20 protein-coding genes are annotated in these 20,755 nt (G+C 40.4%); 14 read left to right on the top strand and 6 right to left on the bottom strand.

Annotation, left to right across the window (positions count from 1 at the left end):
• The first annotated feature begins 26 nt into the window (after positions 1-26).
• The 4 genes from R2R28_RS09515 (at position 27) to R2R28_RS09500 (ending at position 4,590) form a co-directional block, all read left to right on the top strand.
• Entirely contained in the window at positions 27-2,522 is a 2,496-nt protein-coding gene (locus R2R28_RS09515) for a zinc-dependent metalloprotease (RefSeq protein ID WP_316825444.1), read from the top strand.
• A 106-nt stretch (positions 2,523-2,628) separates the two neighbouring features.
• The gene (locus tag R2R28_RS09510; RefSeq protein WP_316825443.1) at positions 2,629-2,913 is read left to right on the top strand and encodes an ACT domain-containing protein; all 285 of its coding nucleotides are present in this window, start codon (positions 2,629-2,631) and stop codon (positions 2,911-2,913) included.
• A 212-nt stretch (positions 2,914-3,125) separates the two neighbouring features.
• Positions 3,126-3,551 (top strand): OsmC family peroxiredoxin, encoded by a 426-nt coding sequence (locus R2R28_RS09505; protein ID WP_316825442.1) that lies wholly within the window; start codon positions 3,126-3,128, stop codon positions 3,549-3,551.
• A gap of 61 nt (positions 3,552-3,612) precedes the next feature.
• A complete protein-coding gene (locus tag R2R28_RS09500) occupies positions 3,613-4,590 on the top strand; it encodes an NAD(P)/FAD-dependent oxidoreductase (RefSeq protein ID WP_316825441.1) in 978 nt (325 codons plus the stop codon).
• A 232-nt stretch (positions 4,591-4,822) separates the two neighbouring features.
• On the opposite strand, the gene R2R28_RS09495 is transcribed toward R2R28_RS09500, so the two are convergent.
• The 3 genes from R2R28_RS09495 to R2R28_RS09485 form a co-directional block, all read right to left on the bottom strand.
• Positions 4,823-6,001 (bottom strand): MFS transporter, encoded by a 1,179-nt coding sequence (locus R2R28_RS09495; protein ID WP_316825440.1) that lies wholly within the window; start codon positions 5,999-6,001, stop codon positions 4,823-4,825.
• Positions 6,002-6,014: 13 nt separating this feature from the next.
• Positions 6,015-6,779: an SDR family NAD(P)-dependent oxidoreductase gene (locus R2R28_RS09490; protein ID WP_316825439.1), complete on the bottom strand. Its 765-nt coding sequence runs from the start codon at positions 6,777-6,779 to the stop codon at positions 6,015-6,017.
• Positions 6,780-6,852: 73 nt separating this feature from the next.
• Entirely contained in the window at positions 6,853-7,701 is an 849-nt protein-coding gene (locus R2R28_RS09485) for a helix-turn-helix domain-containing protein (RefSeq protein ID WP_316825438.1), read from the bottom strand.
• A gap of 323 nt (positions 7,702-8,024) precedes the next feature.
• Between R2R28_RS09485 and R2R28_RS09480 the strand changes: the two genes are divergently transcribed.
• The 6 genes from R2R28_RS09480 (at position 8,025) to R2R28_RS09455 (ending at position 14,141) form a co-directional block, all read left to right on the top strand.
• Entirely contained in the window at positions 8,025-8,942 is a 918-nt protein-coding gene (locus tag R2R28_RS09480; RefSeq protein ID WP_316825437.1) for a helix-turn-helix transcriptional regulator, read from the top strand.
• A gap of 147 nt (positions 8,943-9,089) precedes the next feature.
• Positions 9,090-10,151 carry an alpha/beta fold hydrolase gene (locus R2R28_RS09475; RefSeq protein WP_316825436.1) on the top strand — a complete coding sequence of 354 codons (1,062 nt, stop codon included), beginning with the start codon at positions 9,090-9,092 and terminating at the stop codon, positions 10,149-10,151.
• A 116-nt stretch (positions 10,152-10,267) separates the two neighbouring features.
• Positions 10,268-11,212, top strand: a complete 945-nt coding sequence (locus R2R28_RS09470) for an SDR family NAD(P)-dependent oxidoreductase (RefSeq protein ID WP_316825435.1) — start codon at positions 10,268-10,270, stop codon at positions 11,210-11,212.
• Positions 11,213-11,237: 25 nt separating this feature from the next.
• Positions 11,238-12,116 (top strand): carotenoid biosynthesis protein, encoded by an 879-nt coding sequence (locus R2R28_RS09465; protein ID WP_316825434.1) that lies wholly within the window; start codon positions 11,238-11,240, stop codon positions 12,114-12,116.
• 207 nt (positions 12,117-12,323) lie between these two features.
• A complete protein-coding gene (locus R2R28_RS09460) occupies positions 12,324-13,229 on the top strand; it encodes a helix-turn-helix transcriptional regulator (RefSeq protein WP_316825433.1) in 906 nt (301 codons plus the stop codon).
• A gap of 75 nt (positions 13,230-13,304) precedes the next feature.
• Positions 13,305-14,141 carry an SDR family NAD(P)-dependent oxidoreductase gene (locus R2R28_RS09455; RefSeq protein ID WP_316825432.1) on the top strand — a complete coding sequence of 279 codons (837 nt, stop codon included), beginning with the start codon at positions 13,305-13,307 and terminating at the stop codon, positions 14,139-14,141.
• 124 nt (positions 14,142-14,265) lie between these two features.
• On the opposite strand, the gene R2R28_RS09450 is transcribed toward R2R28_RS09455, so the two are convergent.
• Positions 14,266-15,246 (bottom strand): alpha/beta hydrolase family esterase, encoded by a 981-nt coding sequence (locus R2R28_RS09450; protein ID WP_316825431.1) that lies wholly within the window; start codon positions 15,244-15,246, stop codon positions 14,266-14,268.
• A gap of 284 nt (positions 15,247-15,530) precedes the next feature.
• Here R2R28_RS09450 and R2R28_RS09445 point away from each other — a divergent pair, with 284 nt between their 5' ends.
• Both R2R28_RS09445 and R2R28_RS09440 read left to right on the top strand, forming a co-directional pair.
• A complete protein-coding gene (locus R2R28_RS09445; protein WP_316825430.1) occupies positions 15,531-15,911 on the top strand; it encodes a helix-turn-helix domain-containing protein in 381 nt (126 codons plus the stop codon).
• Positions 15,912-16,322: 411 nt separating this feature from the next.
• The gene (locus R2R28_RS09440) at positions 16,323-17,015 is read left to right on the top strand and encodes an aspartate/glutamate racemase family protein (RefSeq protein WP_316825429.1); all 693 of its coding nucleotides are present in this window, start codon (positions 16,323-16,325) and stop codon (positions 17,013-17,015) included.
• A gap of 193 nt (positions 17,016-17,208) precedes the next feature.
• On the opposite strand, the gene R2R28_RS09435 is transcribed toward R2R28_RS09440, so the two are convergent.
• Positions 17,209-17,799 (bottom strand): HD domain-containing protein, encoded by a 591-nt coding sequence (locus R2R28_RS09435; protein ID WP_316825428.1) that lies wholly within the window; start codon positions 17,797-17,799, stop codon positions 17,209-17,211.
• Positions 17,800-18,198: 399 nt separating this feature from the next.
• Between R2R28_RS09435 and R2R28_RS09430 the strand changes: the two genes are divergently transcribed.
• Positions 18,199-18,555 carry a hypothetical protein gene (locus R2R28_RS09430; RefSeq protein WP_316825427.1) on the top strand — a complete coding sequence of 119 codons (357 nt, stop codon included), beginning with the start codon at positions 18,199-18,201 and terminating at the stop codon, positions 18,553-18,555.
• Positions 18,556-18,561: 6 nt separating this feature from the next.
• Complete coding sequence (locus tag R2R28_RS09425) at positions 18,562-19,131, top strand: Crp/Fnr family transcriptional regulator (RefSeq protein ID WP_316825426.1); 570 nt, start codon at positions 18,562-18,564, stop codon at positions 19,129-19,131.
• Positions 19,132-19,471: 340 nt separating this feature from the next.
• On the opposite strand, the gene R2R28_RS09420 is transcribed toward R2R28_RS09425, so the two are convergent.
• On the bottom strand, positions 19,472-20,704 hold the full coding sequence (locus R2R28_RS09420; protein WP_316825425.1) for a cellulase family glycosylhydrolase: 1,233 nt from the start codon (positions 20,702-20,704) through the stop codon (positions 19,472-19,474).
• Between the last annotated feature and the right edge of the window lie 51 nt (positions 20,705-20,755).

Below are 20,755 nucleotides of genomic sequence, written 5' to 3'. Positions count from 1 at the left end.
AAGCTCATTGATAATAAAACCCATTCATGAAAAGATTTATAATGTTTACCTTATTGGGTATAACATCAGTTTTCGTTGCCAGTGCTCAAACAAAACCGGCTATCCCAACAACCACTCCTGCAGATTCGTTAAAGAAACCAGGAGCTCCTGTCCTTCCAGCAGCTAACAAGAATCTGCCTAAGCCTTTTGAGCAGGTCATCACCGAGAAAGCAGTAACACGCAAGGGAATGATCACCACTCATAGACTTGAGGACAAATATTTCTTTGAAATTTCCGATAGCACATTAGGCAGGGATATTTTGGTTGTGAGCCGTATTTCAAAAGGCGGGTCGACAATTGGTTACGCAGGAGATCAGCTCGGAAGTACAGTCATCCGTTTTGACAAAGGTCCTTCCAACAGAATTTTTATGCGCAAAATTTCATATAAAACATATGGAACGGATAGTACTACAGCGATGTACCAGAACCTACAGCGCTCTAATATCCAGCCAATCGCCGCATCATTCGCCATTGCGGCTTACTCGGCTGATAAGAAGGGCAGTGTTGTAGATATGACCGATTACATTAATAGTGATAATGATATTTTCTATTTTGGCTCCGCGGTTGGTAAAGCTGGTTTCCGTTTCAGTGCGCCACAGCTTGACAAAAGTTATATTGTAGGGATAAAAAGTTTTCCTAAAAATGTGGAGATCAGTGTTGTAAAAACATATATGCTCACTCCTGCTCCACCAAAACCTGGATCTGCTGGTGACATTGATATGAGTTCCCAATCAAGTTCAGCTACTGTAGAGTTGAATGTTTCAATGGTTATGTTACCTAAAGTACCAATGAAGCCAAGATACTCAGATGCAAGAATTGGCTATTTCACAGTTGGTTACACAGACTTTGATGCTAACCCGCAGGGTATAAAAGAAGTCGAAATGATAAGGCGCTGGAGACTGGAACCAAAACCTGAAGATATTGCGGCTTACAAAAAGGGAATATTGGTGGAGCCAAAAAAACCTATCGTATATTATATTGATCCTGCAACACCAAAAAAATGGATTCCTTACCTTATCGCTGGGGTAAATGACTGGCAGAAAGCGTTTGAAAAAGCTGGATTTAAAAATGCTATTATCGCAAAAGTAGCACCCACAAACAAACAGGATTCTACCTGGAGTCTGGAAGATGCGCAACATTCAGCAATTGTATATAAACCATCTGAACTGCCAAATGCTACAGGTCCCAGTATTGCCGATCCTAGAAGCGGCGAGATTATTGAAAGCCACATCAACTGGTATCATAACGTAATGAAACTTGTGCATGACTGGTATATGATTCAGGCTTCTGCAATTGATCCACGTGCAAGAAAAATGGAATTCAGCGATGAACTAATGGGTCAGCTGATCAGGTTTGTATCCTCTCATGAAGTGGGTCATACTTTGGGTCTGCGGCACAACTTTGGATCGAGTTCAACTGTGCCGTCGGAAAAACTGAGGGATAAGGCATTTGTTGAGGCTAACGGACACACGCCGTCTATTATGGATTATGCGCGTTTCAATTATGTTGCTCAACCGGAAGATAATATCAGTCCAAAAGGAATTTATCCGCGCATCGGTGACTATGATTTCTGGGCTATCGAATGGGGCTATAAATTTTTTGACAACAAAAACGCCGCATCTGAGGTCCCAATATTAAATAAGCTTACCATTGAAAAACTCAAGAACAACCGTTTATGGTTTGGTAGTGAAGCGAACCTTGATGACCCGCGATCCCAAAGTGAAGACTTGGGAGATAATGCTATGATCTCCGGCGAATATGGCATCAAGAACCTGAAAAGAGTACTTGTTAACCTACCTGAATGGACAAAGGCAGATAATGAGGGATATGGCAATCTAAAATCAATGTACAGCCAGTTGATAGGCCAGATGGTTAAATATATGGGGCATGTATCAAGAAATGTCGGTGGCGTAATGGAAACGCCAAAGACAGTCGAGCAGGAAGGTCCCATTTACCAGCGGAATTCCGCAGCAAAACAAAAAGAAGCTATGGCCTTTCTGGACAGGCAACTTTTCAAAACCCCTTCGTGGTTATTGGACAGGAAAATTCTTGAAATCACGGGGATCGATCCGACCTACATCATTACACTTTTACAAATGCCTGTTACAAGCAAGCTACTTGATAATACGACTTTGAAAAAACTCATGATTGCGGAAGCCATCGATGGACAGGGCGCCTACAAAATTACCGATTTGCTTGGCGATTTGACCGGATCAATTTTTACTGAACTGAAAACTGGTGCGGAGATCGACATCTACAGGCGTAACCTTCAAAAAAGCTATGTTAACCAGTTGATAAATTTTGTAAACGGTCAGGGCGCTGCGGCAGCTTCTTCAACCGATGTAAGTTCAGTTGTAAAGGGTGAACTAAAAGCAATTAGTAACTCCATTAAAACTGCACCGAAAACGATAAATGGACAAACCAAAATGCATTTAGAGGATCTTAATGAAAGGATCGACTCGGCGTTCAGATCAAAAGAATAGTTATCGTTTACATGTACAAAACTTTTAACTATCTGCTGGAAAAAACTTCCGTAACAAAAGCTGATGCTTTACAAAAGCCATAAAATCTAAGCTGCGGAACAAAAAGATGAAAGCGAACTATACCTTAAAAATTAAAGCAGATTCCCGCCCTGGCCTGTTACATTTGGTAACAGGTATTATTGAAAAGAAGCTCATTAGAATTATCTGTCTTTGGCTAGAATCCCCCAAAGCAGATGGTTCTGTTGCGATTTCAGTTGAGATTTTCATCGATGCGGAAGAGTTGAATATCCTAATGAAAAGGATTAAGAATATTATTGAAGTTTATTCAGTTACAGCAACTCACATCCATACCGTTAAAACAGACGCTATTGACTGCATTTCTCCACCATAAATCCAGTCACCCCTGAATAACCCAAGTCCTTTCTGGTTGAACAGTTTAGTTTATTGTTAGTTTTTAGTTAAAAAAAGATGGGCTGCCCGAAAATCGGACAGCTTATCTTTTTTGTTGGGTTAAGAGATGGATATTTTTTGGGCAGATTTAACTTAAGTGAAAATACAGGACGACTATTAAGCAGAACTTTGTTAAAACAATAAGTTAAAATCATGAAAAGAACAGCGAAAGCCTTATGGCTAGGAGACCTTAAAACAGGTCATGGTCAGTTAACCACCCAAAGCGGTGTACTCAATGAAACCCAATACTCTTTTAATACCCGTTTTGCAGAAGGCATAGGTTCCAATCCGGAAGAACTTCTCGCTGCAGCACATGCGGGTTGTTTCACCATGGCTATTGCCTACGCGCTTTCACAGCAAGGATTTATACCGGGCGAAATGAACACTACCGCATCAGTAACACTAGATATGGCAAAAGGTGGGATCAGCCAAATAGATCTTGAGCTTACTGCTACATCCATCGAAGGCCTTGCATCTGAGGAATTTGAAAGACAGGCATTTATTGCAAAGGAAAACTGCGTAATCTCTAAAGCACTTGCAGGTGTCCAGATCGAATTGAGTGTAAATTATCAACAGTAAAATATTTTGGTCTGTCCCAAGCGGCGGCTATAATAGCTGCCGTCTTTTAAATTAATCAATTATGCGAACGGCAACAGAACACATCAGATGTCTGATCATTGGCTCAGGGCCTGCCGGCTATACTGCTGCGATATATGCTGCGCGAGCTGGACTTCACCCGGTAATGTATGCTGAAAGGAGCTCTTGCGGACAAATACTTCCAACAATGGATACTGAAAAAATCCCGGTTTATCCAGACGGAATCACAGGAAATGAAATGATGGAAGATTATCACAGGCAGGCAATACGTTTTGGAACAGATGTCCGCTCAGGTTTTCTGCGAGATGTGAACTTTAATTCTTATCCATATCAAATCTGCACTGAAGATGGCAGAGAACTGCTTACAGAAACCATTATCATTTCGACAAGTGTTTCAAATAAATGGTTGGGACTTGAATCAGAGGAAAGATATAAAGGTTTTGGTGTTTCAGGATGCGCGGCATGCGACGGCTTTTTTTTCAGAGGTCAGAATGTGGCAGTTATAGGTGCTGGTGAGATTGCTGTCGAAGAAGCGCTCAGTCTTTCCAGATCGGTCAGCAAAGTTTACATGCTGGTATGCCAGAACGAAATTCAGGCATCGGGGTCTTTTATAAACCGTTTGCTCAGTGCTCCCAATATTGAGATAATGTACAATACCGAAATCCTCGAGATATTAGGCGATGGTTTAAAGGTCACGGGCGTTAAGATATTCTACAAAAAAACAAGGAAAGAGATGGGGATTCCAGTATCAGGCATATTCATTGCCATAGGCAACCAGCCGAATACCGAACTCTTCAGGGAGGTGCTGCACATGAATGAGTCTGGTTATATCAAAACGGTCAAAGGCTCGACCTCGACAGCTATTGAGGGAGTATTCTGTTGTGGAGATGCACAATATCCCTATAATTGGGGCGCCCTCACTGCATCTGGCACTGGCGGCTTAGCTGCATTGGATGCTGAACGTTTTTTGAAGGAGAGGGAAGCGCAGGATATCTTGAGACAGCGCTCTCAATTAATTTAATCTAGCGCGTTAACGCTCCAACTGTTTTGCTTCAAACCTTTATTGACTATATCTAGGAATTCTCTTTATAGTAAATCTAATTGGGAATAAAACCATATCATTATTTTGAAGCTTGAAAAAGCTTCTTATTTAACATTCCTTTCTTTGAGACCATACCTGAAAACATTGAAAATCCGTTAAGCGAACACTTATCGGATTTTCATTCTTTGCAGCTTTTTGATGATCTTTGTTTTTATCTGTTTCTTGAAAAGAATAAAATAAGAATTGCCAGTAAACAACTGATGCCTCCGAAGAGATAAATAGCTTGATAACTGTACCAGCTGGCAACTATGCCTGCAATTGGTCCGGTAATTCCCAATGAAAGGTCGAAAAATGCGGCATAAGCGCCCAGTGCCGTACCCCTCATCTGCGGACTTACTTTTTTAATCGCCAATACGCCAAGGGAAGGAAATATAAGTGAAAAACCGATTCCTGTGATACCACAGCCTATCACTGCGACCAGTGCCGAAGCAGAGTACCAGATCAGAAGTTGGCCGAACAACTCTATAACCAGTGATATTATTGCCACTTTGTAGCCACCAAACCTATCCGGATATGATGAGCAAAAGACCCTTGTGAGGATATAGCATCCGCCAAAACTTATAAAAGCTGATGATGGGTTCCCTAGCCCCCTGCTTGCGAACAACAGGGAAATGAACGAAGATATACATGCGAAGCCAACAGCGGCAAATGCGAGACCCAGGCCCTGACCTGATACTAGTCCGATTACCTTATAAAAGGGCGGGCGGACAGATCCTGCTTCAACAACCACCACAGGGAGTTTGGATGTTGCTAACCAACTAATGGCCGAGAGCACGATCATAGCGGTAAATACATAGATAATCCCAAAAGCCCCTTTCATCCATATCGACAGTGGTACGCCCAAGGCAATACCTGAATACATCGCGATACCGTTCCAGGTCATGACCTTGCCTGATTTTTGCGCACCTACCAAGGCAATTCCCCTTGTTAAGGCACCGGTTATAGACAGACTTTCGGATATGCCATGAATAATCCTTGCTATAATCACAAGCACCAATGCCAGCCACAAGTTCCCAATTGAAAAGGTGGCAGAAATATACATGATGCCCGATATAACGATGAGATATATTCCCCTGCGACTGCTTGTAGCAGCCCCCTTGGTATCTGTTAATTTACCGGAATAAGCACGTGTTAATAGCGTAGCGAGGGACTGAAGGCCTATAACCAAGCCCACAATTACGCTATCAAACTTGAGATCATTTTTGACAAAACCCGGCAACACGCCCAAGGTCATCCCTATCGTGAGATATACAGCAAAAACAGATAAGATAATTGGTGTGATTACTCTACCGAATCTTATTTCGGAATTATTTACAGTAATTGAATTCATTTTTGGAAGTAAATTAGATGTTCATCCCACCCGATACCTCAATGCGTTGAGCAGTGATCCAGTAAGCATCCGGAGTACATAGGAAAGCCACTACTCCGCCAATATCATCAGCTTCGCCGACACGGCCCAGAGCTGTCATAGCTGTTACATTTGCCCTAAACTGAACATTTTCCTTAACAATGCCACCGCCAAAATCTGTAGCTGTAGGCCCTGGGGCAACCGAGTTGACCCTGATCCGCCGGGTCCCCAGCTCCTTGGCCTGATAACGGGTTAGGGTTTCAATGGCACCTTTCATGGATGCATAAGCGGAATAACCGGGTACGCTGGATTGTGCAAGCCTACTCGAAACGTTGACAATGACCCCACCGTCATTGATATAGCCTAATGCATGTTGGGTAAAGAAGTATGGACCTTTGAACAGGACATTCATTAGCAGGTCGAACATCTCTTCTGTAGTAGCGTCAAAAGCAGCATTCCCCCCTGATCCTGCATTATTGATGAGGTATTCAAAACGTTCGGCCTGAAATTCCGCATTAAGGATCATTGCCAGTCTGGAAAAGAATGAAGGGAATGCTGTGAGGTTTTCATTACTAAGCTGCAGGCACGCAGCTCTGGCACCAGTGCTTTTTATCCGTTCGACTACATTAAAAGCTTCTTCCTCCCTACTATTATAAGTAAGTATGACATCTATGCCTTTTGCTGCTAGTTTTAAAGCAATGTTTTCACCAAGTCCCCGGCTACCGCCGGTTACAAGTGCAATTTTGTTTCGTGCTGACATTTTGTATAAGTGTTAAATATTACGAATACAAAAGTACAGCGCGGGTATGCCTCAAAATATAACCATTCAATGGCTATGATTGGACAAATAATGGTTTCTCATTTCGGAATGTCAAAGCAGAGATTCCGCTGTGCTTCTTAAAAAAACGCGAAAAATAAGTATGGTCTTCAAACCCTAGGCCATATGCAATTTGTTTGACATCAAGAGCGGTATAGAACAGCATACGCTTAGCCTCGAGCATGATTTCCTCATTGATCCAGTGGCTAGCAGTAAAGCCGGTAATCTCTCGGGTTACCTCATTTAGATAGAGCGGGGTAATATGGAGTAAATCTGCATAAGCCTTCACCTGTTTAACTTCTCTAAATTTCTTAGCCACCAATTGTTTAAAACCAAAAGCAGTACGATATTTACGCCCACCTATCAGGTTGGCCGAATGCTGCGTACTCAGGATTGCAGAAGCAACAAGCCCTATGAACGTTTCTATGATGGAGCTGATCAGTGACTCCTTCAATGGAATACTTCCCACCTCTAGTAGGTCTTCAATTACCTCCAATAGTTTAAAAACCGCAAATTCCCTTTTGATGATTGCACTCTGGTGAAGGTTCAGGTAAGCATTAAGAACATCCCTCCCCGAACCACCGACCAGTTGAGTACCTACAAATACCAACCAACCTTTCGAATTTTCAAAATTTATATAGCGGTGCACCTGACCTGGTGAGACAAAAGATAGCGCTGGTCCTGATAACTGAACCTGTTTGAAATCTACTTCAAATACAAAACTCCCATCCTGTTGGATTACAAACATGTAATGATCATCACGGTGTGCCGTCCCTTCCCAATTCTCCAAGGCTTTAATGGATATCACATCCACCTCTAAAGGGCCTAATTCGTCTTGATGTAAGGTAATAGCAGGCTTCTTCATGAGATTACTATATTTTTGAGAAACCAAAGGTACAAAACACAAGCAAATTTATGATGAAACGCCCATAACAAGTAGGTCATTCAGCTTTGGAATGTCCAGAAAACCTTTATCTGACAAAAAAACACAGGGTTTCTTAATTTGGCTACAAAGTCCTTCAATTAGGCTACAAAATAGAGGTGTTTAATACCGACATTTGTAATATCAAACGCGTTATAACACAAGTGGATACTATAATCAGACTGATTATTTAAACTAAATTTAATAACACTGTTGATGATCAAGCTGGCTTGAAATAACATAATTTGAATTTAAAAAGTTTCGCTATGAAGAAGAAAGATAGTAGCCCCCTGAAATTCGATTCCATATCAAACGCTCACCAAGCGTTTGGCTTACCCAAGCCCCCACATCCACTCATCAGTCTTGTAAACACTGCCGGAGTTGTAAGTGATACGGTACGGCCTTCAGGAAGCCATCTCCTTAGTTTTTATAAGATATCTCTGCGGACAAAACTAAGTGGGTCTTTAAAATATGGCCAAGGATATTATGACTTTGCAGAAGGCGGACTGTTATTTGCCGCACCGAATCAACTGATCGGAAGCAGTGACAGTAAAGATGGAATCTCAGAGTATGTCCTATTGATTCACCCTGACTTTTTAATTGGATATCCTTTAGCCAAAAACATTAGGCAATATGGATTCTTTTCCTATTCAACAAATGAAGCGTTGCATCTCTCAGAGCAGGAAAAAACAACAATCGTTTCCACTTTTAAACTGATAGAAGAAGAATTAAACAGCAGAATCGATGATTTTAGTCAGGAAGTCATTGTCACACAAATTGAGTTATTGCTCAATTATGCCAAGCGTTTTTATAAACGTCAGTTCATTACCCGAAAGGCCACCAGCAATGCCCTACTACAAAAGCTTGAGCTGTTACTGGATGAATATTTCTCTGACGAAAAATCCGTAAGACAAGGCATTCCGACTGTGCATTATTTAGCAGAGAACTTAAATATTTCACCAAATTATTTAAGTGACATGTTGCGCTCGCTGACGGGGCAAAATGCACAACAGCATATTCATGATAAGCTTATTGAAAAAGCAAAAGAAAAATTATCAACTACCAATCTATCCATTAGTGAAGTAGCCTATGCCATTGGATTTGAACACTCGCAATCTTTCAGTAAACTGTTCAAACTCAAAACCAAAGTCTCACCATTGGCGTTCAAGAGGTCTTTTGATTAATTAAGGTTAGGGCACAACCAGTAGTTCAAGATTAAATATTTCGTTTGATGCATGCGCGATTTTTCGATTGCATGTATTAATGGATTTTTTGCAAAAAAACGCGCCCCAAAAAAACATACAAGCACTTAAAAATCAACAATTTAAATAATGAAAAAAATAAATATCACAATGGCGGCGTTGGCAATTTTCGTCAGCTGCTCAACAATTGTCAAGAGCCAAACGGCAGCATCATCGGCAAACCGTCATATGGAAGAACCATTGATTGGCAGAGCTTCAAAAATCCCGGTAAGCCCTGCTACAAGCATAGTAGCAATCAGTCCTATAACCTTATCCAGTCCCGGACGTGTGGTTAATCTTCAAGTTCGGATTACTGCGCCACGAACGGGCAAAAATTTGCCTGTTATAATTCTTTCCCATGGACATGGCAACTCCAATTACCTTTCTTCCCTTTACGGTTATGGTCCCCTGGTAGACTTTTATGCTGCCCATGGATTTATAGTGATTCAGCCGACGCATCTGGATTCCAAAAGTCTGAAGCTTAATCCTATGGGGCCAGAAGGTCCTCTGTTCTGGCGTTCCCGAGCCAAAGACATTAAAATGATCCTTAACCAGCTTAGCGCTATCGAAAATCAGGTTCCGGAAATCAAAGGTAGGCTTGACAAAAACCGTATTGCAATTGTTGGGCATTCATTGGGGGGCTTTACTGCAGGGATGCTTTTAGGCGAGCAAAACAAGGATGAAAAGGGGATAAAAGTGGATCTGTCAGACAAGCGCATTAAGGCCGGGGTAATCCTGAGCGGACCGGGAAACGGTGGTACTGATCTGAACCCAATCGCACTTAGAGCAGGTCCATCATTTTACAATCCGAACTTTTCTGAAATGAAAACGCCGGCTCTAATTATTACAGGTGATAAGGATACCTCAGCCCAGGAAACCGTTCGGGGACCACAATGGCATGCAGATCCATATAAGCTAAGTCCTGCTCCGAAATGCTTATTGACTTTCAGCGGCGCCTTACACAATTTAGGCGGGATATCAGGATATGATGCGGCAGAGGCAAAAGACGAAAATCCTGAAGGTGTAGCCATAATTCAGCGGCTTACCTGGTCATATTTACGAAGCCAGTTGTATCCCGGAGACACAGCTTGGTCAAAAGCAATTGCGGCCATACGGGAAATGCCTGATCTGGTCAAATCAGAATGCAAGTAAACTATTGGTTAAGGATGGGTTCGGTCATTCGACTGGACGTAATAACGTACAGCTAACAATTGTTCAGGTTTTACGTAAAAAGACAAGAATTTATCCAAATATTAATCGAATTTCAAATGAAATCAATAATCATCACAGGCGCCAACAGTGGAATAGGTTTTGAGTGTGCGTTACAGCTGGCAAGTACAGTGCAAGATGCGCAAATTATCCTGGCTTGCAGAAATGTACAAACCGGCGAAGAGGCCGTAAAAAAAATAAAGCACAAAACCGGCCATCAGAATTTAGTTTGCTGGCCACTGGACTTAGCTTCACTGAAATCTGTAAAAAAATTTACAGCCGACTTTGCAAAGCTGCCTGACCCTGTAGTATCTGCATTGATAAACAATGCCGGGGGCATATTTATGGGTGAAACAGCATACAGTACGGACGGTTTTGAAATAACCTTCGCAACGAACCACCTTGGTGGATTTTACCTGACTTTATTATTGCTGCACTTTGTAGAGCCAAACGGTAGTATTACATTTACTTCCAGCGGCGTGCATGATCCCAATAATAATACTGGCATTGCGCCACCGATATATACAAGCGGCAAAGAACTGGCTTTTCCCGAGACGACAAATAAAAGTGGAATGGCTGCAGCACAACAGCGTTATTCGACCTCAAAACTCTGCAACGTTTTAACAGCTTATATCCTCCATGATAAATTAGCCGCCAAAAAGATCAGGGTTAATGCCTTTGATCCGGGACAGGTGCCAGGTACGGGATTCCTCAGAACACTTCCGACGCCCATGCGTTTAATTGCCAGTATGCTGACACAGTTATCCCTTCTTTTTGGCAAGAAAGATACATTTAGTGCTGCAACGTCTGGCAAAAGGCTGGCTAAATTGGCATATTCGAAAGAATTACAAGCGTTAAACGGCATATATTTCAAACGAGGTCATGTAGCAAACTCATCGGCTGATTCTTACAATAGTGCTTTACAGGCAGAGTTATGGAAATCAAGTATCGAACTAACGGGTTTAAAACAAGAAGAAACCAACATAAACCTAGAGGAAAAATAATGCTGATTAAGAAAAAAAACTGATTATGACTACTAAGGAGATAGAATTAAATTCACCTACTCATACCCCACAGCGTAAGGTCAAAAGAAATACTGTAAAATATATCAAATGGGGGGCTATCATTTTATTTATAATTTTAACGGCTCTGGTGAGACTGGATGTACCCTTTATTCCTGTTAAAGCAGTCATGTTTGTTCCTATGATTATTTTTGCCTGGATTCATGGAACTCAGCGATATGGCATAAAGAATATGATCATCTGGTTTGTAATTACCTGGTTGGTTAGTAATGGTTTTGAAACTTTAAGCATACATACCGGCTTTCCTTTCGGACATTATCATTACGGCAGAATGCCGGGGCCAAGAGTGCTCGATGTTCCTATCATTATCATGGCCATGTATTTTGCTTTAAGTTATATATCTTGGACGGTAGCCCAAATGGTCATAGGGAATTTCGGGAAAAAGATTACTGGCATTTATAAAATTAGCATCCCCATTGCAACAGGAATTATAATGACCATGTTTGACCTCATTGGCGACCCTCAGGCTTCTACAATTAGTTCAGACTGGGTTTGGGAACAACGAGGCGCGTACTTCGGTGTTCCGATAGGTAATTTTGCCGGGTGGGTTTTTGTTGTGTATGTTTTTATGCAAATGTTCACCTTATTCATTTCGAAAAAAAACAATGATATTAGTAAGGACGCAGTAACAACAGAGAAAAGTTATTGGCTGGAAGCATCAGTAGTATATCTGACAGTAGGCTTAGGGGTAGTTTTGGAAGGGTTTGTACGCACCGCACACGTTGAAATTTATGCTTCGATGGCAATGATATCTATCTTTACCATGGTGTTTACCGCAATGGTTTCGATATCAAATATAAAATATATTGAAACTGATGTTAAATAAAAAATAGGCATTTTTCTCCAACCCCGTAAATTTTCAATTTATGGGTATTTATTTACCTGGCGAGCTATGGGGTGATGCGAGTTCCGACTGGAATTAACCCTGATAGCAAAAGAATCGGCAGAAAAACTTATTCAGATCATATAATCCATTCAGTGATTTTTCTGACCTTAGGACCAGTGAAAGTTTAAATTTGAATAACTGGAAAGTATGGTAAAAACAACAGAATCTATCGAAGAATTTTACAGACATAAATTGCCTGGCCACTCAAACGATTTGACGATGAATACGGGCCAGTTCAATGTTTTCCGTGTTGAGGAACAACTTAAAGCATTAAGAACCTCCCCTAATTTTATCCGTAGAGATTTTTTTAAAATCATGTTACTGAAGGGCAATAGTATATTTCATTATGGCGACAGAAGCATCGAAGTAGGGGGCAATACGCTAATGTTTTTCAACCCACATGTTCCCTATACCTACGAACCGATGTCCCAGGACACAACTGGGTATTTTTGTGTTTTCAGGGATGGATTTTTCAGGGAAAACCTCCGCATAAACCTGGGCGATCTACCCTTGTTCTCATCTGCAAACCACCCTGTATTCGCTTTAACTGAAGATCAAAGCATAGAGATTGAAAAACTTTTTGAAAAGATTATCAAAGAGCTGGATTCTGACTACAACTATAAATTTGAACTGATCAAAAATTATGTAAGCGAACTGATCTATCTTGCAATAAAGCTACAGCCATCAGTAAAGGCTGTTGCGCATCCAGATGCAGGATACAGGATAGCTTCAGTATTTTCAGAGCTGTTGGAACGCCAGTTTCCTATTGAAAATACGGCTCAGCGCTTTGGATTCCGCTCGCCCAAGATTGTAGCTGAGAAACTATCAGTGCATGTAAATCACCTTAACCGTGCGCTCAAGCAAACAACGGGCCGCACTACAACACAACTAATTTCTGAACGCATCACCGCCGAAGCTAAGGCTTTACTGAGGTATACCAGTTGGAATATTGCCGAAATAAGTTATGTTCTTGGATTTGAAGATCAGGCCCACTTCAACAATTTTTTTAAAAAACAAACAAAATTAACTCCCTCCACTTTTCGGCAGGTTTGAATTTGACAAATATCCGTTTGATAATAACAAACCGTTGGCATTACCAAGAGATAACTTTGTACAAAAATAAATATTATGAGCGATACAAAAATTTGGTATATAACAGGGGCATCAAAAGGCATGGGTCTGGCCATTGCCCTGCAGCTGTTATCAAAGGGGCATAAAGTAGCTGCAACTTCAAGATCCATTTCCGGATTTGATGAATTTGCAGATTTCGGCGAAAGGTTCCTACCATTGGAGGTTAATTTGAAAAGTGAGTCATCCATTGCCGAATCCTTCAAGAAAACTGTTGATAGGTTTGGAAGCATTGACGTTGTTGTAAACAATGCCGGCTATGGACTTGGCGGAGCGCTGGAAGAACTCACCCAACATGAAATTTCGGAGAATTTCGAAGTGAACTTCTTTGCAGTTGTCCGGGTGGTCCAACAAGCGCTTCCATACATGCGCAAGCAACGTTCGGGACATATTATAAATATTTCGTCTATTGCGGGTTTTGCGCCAGGCTTAGGTTGGTCTATGTACTGCGCCGCCAAGTTTGCTGTCAGCGGCCTAACAGAGGCAATGGCAAACGATCTTAAACCGCTCGGCATAAAGGTTACAAATGTCTTACCGGGCTGGTTCAGGACAAATTTCGCAAAAGCTGATTCAATAGCCTATAATAAAATCCAGATTGATGACTATTCCTATTTGCGTGAGTCTCATCAAAAGATGAACAGCATGGACGGGAAGCAACTAGGTGACCCAAATAAGATCGCCGATGTATTTCTGAAACTGGTAGACAGTGGGAACCCACCAATAAATCTATTTTTAGGCAGTGATTCTTTCAATAGGGCAAAGAGCAAAATAGATGAATTGAGTTCTCAAATGGATTACTGGAGAGAAGTTTCCTGTTCAACCGACTTTGACGCTTAGATAATAACACCAATGAACGTGCCTAAAAGTATGGCACGTTCGTCGTTAAAAGTGTTGATTATGAAGTTACTTGTAGAATAGAACATCTTCTTGAACGACTATTTCCTTAGATGGAGAACTCATCTCATTTATGCTGAAGTCCAAAAAATTCGACAACTTTTTCAGGTACATTCAAATCCCCGGATTTTCTACCTAGTATTCTAGGGAATTGTACTGAAGGCTGAGGAATGACGTGACCTCCACCATTAATGATGTATTGCTGCACTATCGTTTTATTAGCCACCGACCAGACATAGCTGTCAACAGTTGTTGGATCATCAACATCCAGATGTGGTAGCCTGGTTTTTATCGGTTCACCTTTAATCCCGTTGCGCTGCGCAAACTGCTGCGCTGTAGCGTTCGCGGACATAACAAAGCCCAATTTTCTCCCGAACAACTTTAATTCACCACCATTAACAGGACAGATTGAATCTCCGGAACCATGAACCAGTAGTGCTTTGGGCAAATTATCAGGAAGCGTGCAGATGCTTTGTTCAGGAATTGGCAATTGGGAGGAAACTGTAGCAATACCCGCCAACATCTGCGGGTTTTCCGTTGCCATCCTAAAGGCCATTGTTCCTCCGCTGGAATATCCAAACACATAGATTTTTGCTGGATTTACATGGAACTTATTTTCGTACCGGCTTATTACATCCCTGATAAATTTAACATCATTTACTTTTTTCTTTTTTGTTTCTGAAAATTCCCCTTTACGGGAATCATTCCAGTCCCCTTTATAACCATCCAGGTATGCAACAAAAAAACCATATCTATCGGCCATCTCATCGAACTCATAACCGGTCCAGGCTCTTATTTTTTCTCCATCGATTCCCGTTCCGTGCAGAACAATCAAAAGCGCAGGACTCGGGCCGGTATTCTTAGCATGATAGCTTAGATAGGTCCGGGTACTTTTTCCCGAAATTATTTCCTCCCGCTTTATTGTTGAGCTTAGTTGAGGTTCTTTTGGAGAAGGCGCGTAAGCAAAATAAAAATATAGTATAGCCAAAACTAGGCCTACTATTGCAACTGAGATAATTGTATACATCATTACATTTTTCCGTTTCATAACAGTGCAAATGTATCCTGAATAAGCTTTAAAAAGAACTAAGCTTACCCCTAGGTTACTGGTTACCTAAAGGTAAGTTGACATCATTTTCTAGTGAATTTATTGGCATTGAACAATTAGGTCTCGGAGCTTGCATATACTTTTTTTCCATAGCAATGGTATGGCAAACGGGAAATATCTTATCTAATTCTGATTATCATGCTATAGTTAAATAAAAGAACGGGCATAAATTTTGTATTCCTCATTGCTATCTTTACTGGTAACATTTTAATTTTGGTCTACAAATGATTAATAACATCGATATCAAGGAACTATCCTGTGCCGAAAAACTACAGGCCGTTAACGACTCGCTGTATGTTATTGGCGGTAAGTGGAAACTGCCAGTAATTATAGCGCTTTCACAAGGCCATACCAGATTTAATGAACTACAGCGAAAAACAGGTATTTCAGGAAAAGTTCTTTCCAATGAATTAAAAGAACTAGAACTTAATGGTTTCGTAAAGCGACAGGTAAGCACAGAAGACTTAAAAAGCAGTATTGCATACCAGCTCTCGCCCTATAGCCAAAGCCTTGAAAGTGTTATTTTTGCGATGATCGGCTGGGGTATACAACACCGTGTCCATATAAAGGAGGGAAGAAACTTTGAAACCTCTTACACAGCGTAATTTCGGGATAAGTATTTTCAGACAAAAGCCCGAAAAAATACAGTCAGCTAAATACTACTGCACAAACAGAACGCACAATTTTGGTTCCCCCCAGCTTAGAAGTTTATTTTATAAGAATAACTTTTACGATACTTCCATCAGGCATCCGGTCGCTATTTATCAAATTAAAGCCTAGATTCCTAAAGAAATTTACTTCTAAACATTTCGAATTTGGACGAATAAGCAATTTATAAACCCATAATTTGGATTAAAAGAGCTTGAAAATAGCTTTCTTTTTTAGGACTAACAGGTACATTATAGTACAAATTTAACTTAAGTTAAATTTTGTGTCCGGTTTATAGCCGATATTTGATCGTGTGCGTATCTTTTCACGTATGGTAATTTTAAGTTTGCAGTTTTTTTTGAAATTTTATGAAAACTATTGGATTGATCGGCGGAATGTCGTGGGAAAGCTCGGATCTGTACTACCAGGTAATAAACCGTAAAGTGCAGCAAATACTTGATGGAATTCACTCATGCCAATGCCTGATGTTTTCCGTAGATTTTGCCGAAATAGCCAGTTTACAACATATGGGTGAATGGGATCTTTTGGCAAAAAAAATGATCAGCGCCGCTCAGCGCCTTGAGCGCGGTGGCGCTGACTTTATGTTGCTTTGCACCAATACCATGCATAAAGTTGCCGGAGAGATCCAACAGAATGTAAACATTCCATTATTACATATAGTAGACGCAACCGCTAATGCGATCCAAAATAAGAAGCTAAAAAAACTGGGATTATTAGCTACCAGATTTTCAATGGAAGATGATTTTTTAAAAGGGCGGTTTCAAAGCAAGTATGGTATTGAAACAATTGTCCCTGAGGAGAATGAAAGGCGCGATGTACATGAAATTATTTACAGTGAGCTGATCAGGGGCATTATCTCCGAAAGCTCGAAACAGCGCTACTTGGAAATTATTGAAAATTTAATTTTAAAGGGGGCCGAAGGCATAATTGCCGGTTGTACCGAGATTGAACTTGTGATAAAACCAAGTGACCTGCAGGTTGAACTATTTGAGACAACTAAAATACACGCCGAAATGGCCGTGAGAATTGCGTTGGAATAGTAACAAGCCGTCATTAAACTTGCAGATCTTTAAAAAAAGCTTTCTCCCTCAACATTTATATTGTCGAGGCTAGTCTGGTTCGTTAGTATTCTGAAAATTTGCTACTTACATAGCCAGTGCCATAAGATTCCGATTAGCTTCCACAGGCTTAGCTAGATTACAATCCCCTTTGGATATCTAAACCAAAGAAAGATTATTTTTTAAGAATTCCTTTTTCGACACTTTCATTGAGCAGCTGTTGAGCATATGCCCAAATGGAAGAGGACCCCTCCTTGATCGCTTTTTTCTTTGCATAAACTTTTTCATATGGTACATTAAACTCTCTCCATGTCCCTCCGTTATTTGATGTATTCTGGAGCAAAGGCTCAAGCCTGTCCATAGCTTTTGCAAATTTTGCATCATCTGAGATCCCTTCTTCGAATTCTTCCCAAATGGCAATAAATTCTTCTGCCTGCTTTTTTGGCAAAAGACCAAAAATCCTTATGGCTGCTATACGTTCCTCATCCGTATTGGTATGGTTTTTCGATGTGTCGTAAATGAAGGTATCACCAGCATCAATCTCCACAAGATCATGGATCAGGACCATCTTTAACACTTTAAGGATATTAACAGGCTTATCCGAATGTTCTGCTAAAACTATTGCCATCATCGCAAGGTGCCAGCTGTGTTCAGCATCATTTTCGCACCTTTCACTGTTGAACAGTTTAGTCCGGCGTTGAATATATTTTAGCTTGTCAATCTCTTTAATAAAACTAATCTGTTTCATCAATCCCTCTGTGATCATTTGATATAAATTTAAATTAGATGCCCGTACATTTAATTCAAAGTTAAATAAACTAGCTTGAGATTACCTCACCCGCTATCGAACAGGTGTTAAATAGTTGAAGAATAGCCTTCATATTATCAAAACCACACCTATTACTTTTTTTGGACTTTCGGGCTTGCTGCTATTGAAGATGTTTCTTTTATTTTTAAAAAGATTAGTAAAAAACAAAAGTTAGCAAACAGTTAAAACTGTTACTTTACAGCATCTTATAAAAGATTGGCCTTAACTGTTACAACTATTAAGGACTACCACGTCAGTTTCTGTACATGTTTGATATCTAAGTAAAAAACTTGCATTTTACTAAATTTATAAAACTACATTAACTTTTTTTGATAGGCAATTCGTTTTCTTTGTTGTATGAAAAATATAGATGAAACAATCAGGACATATGTTAAGGCCTGGAACCAAACATATGTTAAAGAAATAAAAGCAGTATTCCAAGAGGTCTGTAATTCTCAAGTTACCTTTACCGATAGGGTAACACCAGAAATAACTGGCATAGAACAGTTGGCTCAGCTTGTGATTGAAACTCATGAAAAAGTGCCTGGCATGACATTCTCTGTGTTAACAGAGCCCGAATATTTTGATAGACTTTGTTACTATAGCTGGGAAATGAGCATTCCTGAAAAAGGTCTGTACATAGGCAGAGATTTTATAGAGTTTGATGATAAAGGGTTAATTAAACGAATAGTTGGCTTTTTGCCCAAATACTAAAAACGGATGTACCAAAAGATCCTTGCAAATTTCGCCCTACATATTAACCTAAGTACTGAAGAAGAAGCACATGTTGTTTCCCTTCTTCAGGAAACTCGTATTCGCAAGAATCAAATTGTGTTGCGCGAGGGTGAAGTATGCAAGCACATTTACTTTGTTAGCGAAGGATGCCTGCGTATGTATCACACCGACAAACAGGGAAATGAACATAATATGCTTTTTATGCCTGAAAATTGGTGGGCAGTGGACATTGCCAGTTTTTCGGGTGAAAAGCCTGCCTTCTATAATATAAGTGCTCTTGAAAATTGTCGGTTATTATATTTGAGCTACCGAGTTCTCGAAGATCTTTATATGCATAATCCAAAATTTGAAAGATTTTTCAGAATCCTTACCCAGAACGGATTTAATCTTTACCAACATCGTATTACATCATCATTATCACTGACCGCACGGGAACGCTACCTGGATTTTCGATGGAGATATCCTGGCTTAGAATTACGCATTGCTCAAAAACATATTGCGTCTTATCTTGCCATCACTCCTGTCTTTCTTAGCCGGTTACGTCAAGGGCTCTGAAATATAGGTTTCATGATACTATAAATATTACAATTAGTAACAAAACGAGTCACCGGATGCTAGAAAAATTATCATTAGCACTCTGAGCGAACCAGGAAATTACACAGAGAGCGTAAGTATATCAAAAAATAAAATGTGTGCAAATGAAGATATACAATATTTCAGACCATAAATCAAGATATACTTCAAATGGTTTTTGGTTATTCTTGTTGATAAGAAATAAGCTTGCTGCAACCTTTCCCATTCTTACTAACTCCCTTTTAGAAAAGACATTAACCGAACATCAAATGCCGCCACCTCCTAATGATGGGTGTAGCGGCATTCAAGGCATCGTGATAATTTATTTTTGTCTGTTTGTTTTAGTTGTGATCGAGCGGATAAACATTGTTTCCTCCTTTTTGTACGGCGTACCATCGGTATTGAAGATATCATGAAACCATAAATCAGGTGCTGAGGTGTAATTTTTGGTCCAGCTGTCCCAAGGGTAAATAGTCTGGGACTTTCCATTGACAAAACCCCAGTTCATCATACCAACATGATATTTTTTAGCTACCGGTAAAAAAGCCTGAAAGGTACTACCATTTGGACGGGCCATATATTCAGTGCAGATTATCGGCCTGCTATAGCGTTGAAGATATACAATCCGTTTTTCGAATTCCGCAGCTGAGTCATAGTTGTGAAAGGAGATAATATCTGATTGATCAAGCTGTAGTTTCTCAATTGGTTTCAAAGTTCCATCTGACGACCAGTTCCCTACCCAGATACCTGAGGTTACAGGTTGGACAGGGTGAGCAGAACGTACCCATGAGAAAGATTTTTTAAGCAAGGGAATAATAAGATCAACTTTATTTACGATCTCAACCTTTTCATACGACGGTCCAGTCATGTTATCGGGTTCGTTCCAAACGTCCCACCCCAATATCCTGTCATCATTTCTAAACTTAGAAACTACTGTCTGGACGTAGTTCTGCAGACGGCCATATTGCGTCGAATCTTTTAATGCATTTTGTCCAGGACTCTGAACCCAACCCGAATTGTGTGTGTAAGGCTTTGGGGCATGCTGCTTTCCTGATTTGGGAAATGGGTCCCAACAGGAATCAAAGAAAACAATTAACGGCCTGATATGTCGCTTTTTTGCAATTGAGAGGAAGGTATCCAGACGTTGCATAAATCCAGCCGAATCTTCCTGAAATGCCAAATCATGAAGGAACACACGCATGGTATTCATTCCAAGTGATTGCGCCAAGCCTAATTCTTTGTCGATTAAAATAGGATCAAAAGTATCCGCCTGCCACATTTCCAGTTGATTGATAGCATTGCTTGGTATAAAGTTAGCTCCTACCAGCCAAGGCTGATTTTTATACCAGTTATTAGCTTTTTCTTTTGACCATATCCCATCTTTTTCAAAAGATGCTGCAGATACCTGTTGCGCTTGGGCCTTTTGGGAAACTTCTCCGGCGAAAAGAACCAGAAATGCTATAAATAACCGTAAATGAGACTTCGTCAATCTGTAATTTCGGAATGAATTAGAAGAGGCGCTCCGCCTTCCTAGAAAGCTTAATTTTTTGTTCATAGAAAAATGTTGATAGTTATTAATTTTAGAGGAATTGCTGTACCCCTTTTC

Source organism: Pedobacter miscanthi (genome assembly GCF_032678605.1).
Lineage (GTDB): Bacteria > Bacteroidota > Bacteroidia > Sphingobacteriales > Sphingobacteriaceae > Pedobacter > Pedobacter miscanthi_A.
The sequence above is the reverse complement of the archived record's forward strand: the minus strand, read 5'-3'. Positions and strand labels throughout refer to the sequence as shown.

What these genes read in the sequence shown, in the direction of transcription:
- R2R28_RS09515 (WP_316825444.1), top strand. Translation starts at nt 27, where the DNA reads ATGAAAAGATTTATAATGTTTACCTTATTGGGTATAACATCAGTTTTC.
- R2R28_RS09510 (WP_316825443.1), top strand. Translation starts at nt 2,629, where the DNA reads ATGAAAGCGAACTATACCTTAAAAATTAAAGCAGATTCCCGCCCTGGC.
- R2R28_RS09505 (WP_316825442.1), top strand. Translation starts at nt 3,126, where the DNA reads ATGAAAAGAACAGCGAAAGCCTTATGGCTAGGAGACCTTAAAACAGGT.
- R2R28_RS09500 (WP_316825441.1), top strand. Translation starts at nt 3,613, where the DNA reads ATGCGAACGGCAACAGAACACATCAGATGTCTGATCATTGGCTCAGGG.
- R2R28_RS09495 (WP_316825440.1), bottom strand. Translation starts at nt 6,001, where the DNA reads ATGAATTCAATTACTGTAAATAATTCCGAAATAAGATTCGGTAGAGTA.
- R2R28_RS09490 (WP_316825439.1), bottom strand. Translation starts at nt 6,779, where the DNA reads ATGTCAGCACGAAACAAAATTGCACTTGTAACCGGCGGTAGCCGGGGA.
- R2R28_RS09485 (WP_316825438.1), bottom strand. Translation starts at nt 7,701, where the DNA reads ATGAAGAAGCCTGCTATTACCTTACATCAAGACGAATTAGGCCCTTTA.
- R2R28_RS09480 (WP_316825437.1), top strand. Translation starts at nt 8,025, where the DNA reads ATGAAGAAGAAAGATAGTAGCCCCCTGAAATTCGATTCCATATCAAAC.
- R2R28_RS09475 (WP_316825436.1), top strand. Translation starts at nt 9,090, where the DNA reads ATGAAAAAAATAAATATCACAATGGCGGCGTTGGCAATTTTCGTCAGC.
- R2R28_RS09470 (WP_316825435.1), top strand. Translation starts at nt 10,268, where the DNA reads ATGAAATCAATAATCATCACAGGCGCCAACAGTGGAATAGGTTTTGAG.
- R2R28_RS09465 (WP_316825434.1), top strand. Translation starts at nt 11,238, where the DNA reads ATGACTACTAAGGAGATAGAATTAAATTCACCTACTCATACCCCACAG.
- R2R28_RS09460 (WP_316825433.1), top strand. Translation starts at nt 12,324, where the DNA reads ATGGTAAAAACAACAGAATCTATCGAAGAATTTTACAGACATAAATTG.
- R2R28_RS09455 (WP_316825432.1), top strand. Translation starts at nt 13,305, where the DNA reads ATGAGCGATACAAAAATTTGGTATATAACAGGGGCATCAAAAGGCATG.
- R2R28_RS09450 (WP_316825431.1), bottom strand. Translation starts at nt 15,246, where the DNA reads ATGAAACGGAAAAATGTAATGATGTATACAATTATCTCAGTTGCAATA.
- R2R28_RS09445 (WP_316825430.1), top strand. Translation starts at nt 15,531, where the DNA reads ATGATTAATAACATCGATATCAAGGAACTATCCTGTGCCGAAAAACTA.
- R2R28_RS09440 (WP_316825429.1), top strand. Translation starts at nt 16,323, where the DNA reads ATGAAAACTATTGGATTGATCGGCGGAATGTCGTGGGAAAGCTCGGAT.
- R2R28_RS09435 (WP_316825428.1), bottom strand. Translation starts at nt 17,799, where the DNA reads ATGATCACAGAGGGATTGATGAAACAGATTAGTTTTATTAAAGAGATT.
- R2R28_RS09430 (WP_316825427.1), top strand. Translation starts at nt 18,199, where the DNA reads ATGAAAAATATAGATGAAACAATCAGGACATATGTTAAGGCCTGGAAC.
- R2R28_RS09425 (WP_316825426.1), top strand. Translation starts at nt 18,562, where the DNA reads ATGTACCAAAAGATCCTTGCAAATTTCGCCCTACATATTAACCTAAGT.
- R2R28_RS09420 (WP_316825425.1), bottom strand. Translation starts at nt 20,704, where the DNA reads ATGAACAAAAAATTAAGCTTTCTAGGAAGGCGGAGCGCCTCTTCTAAT.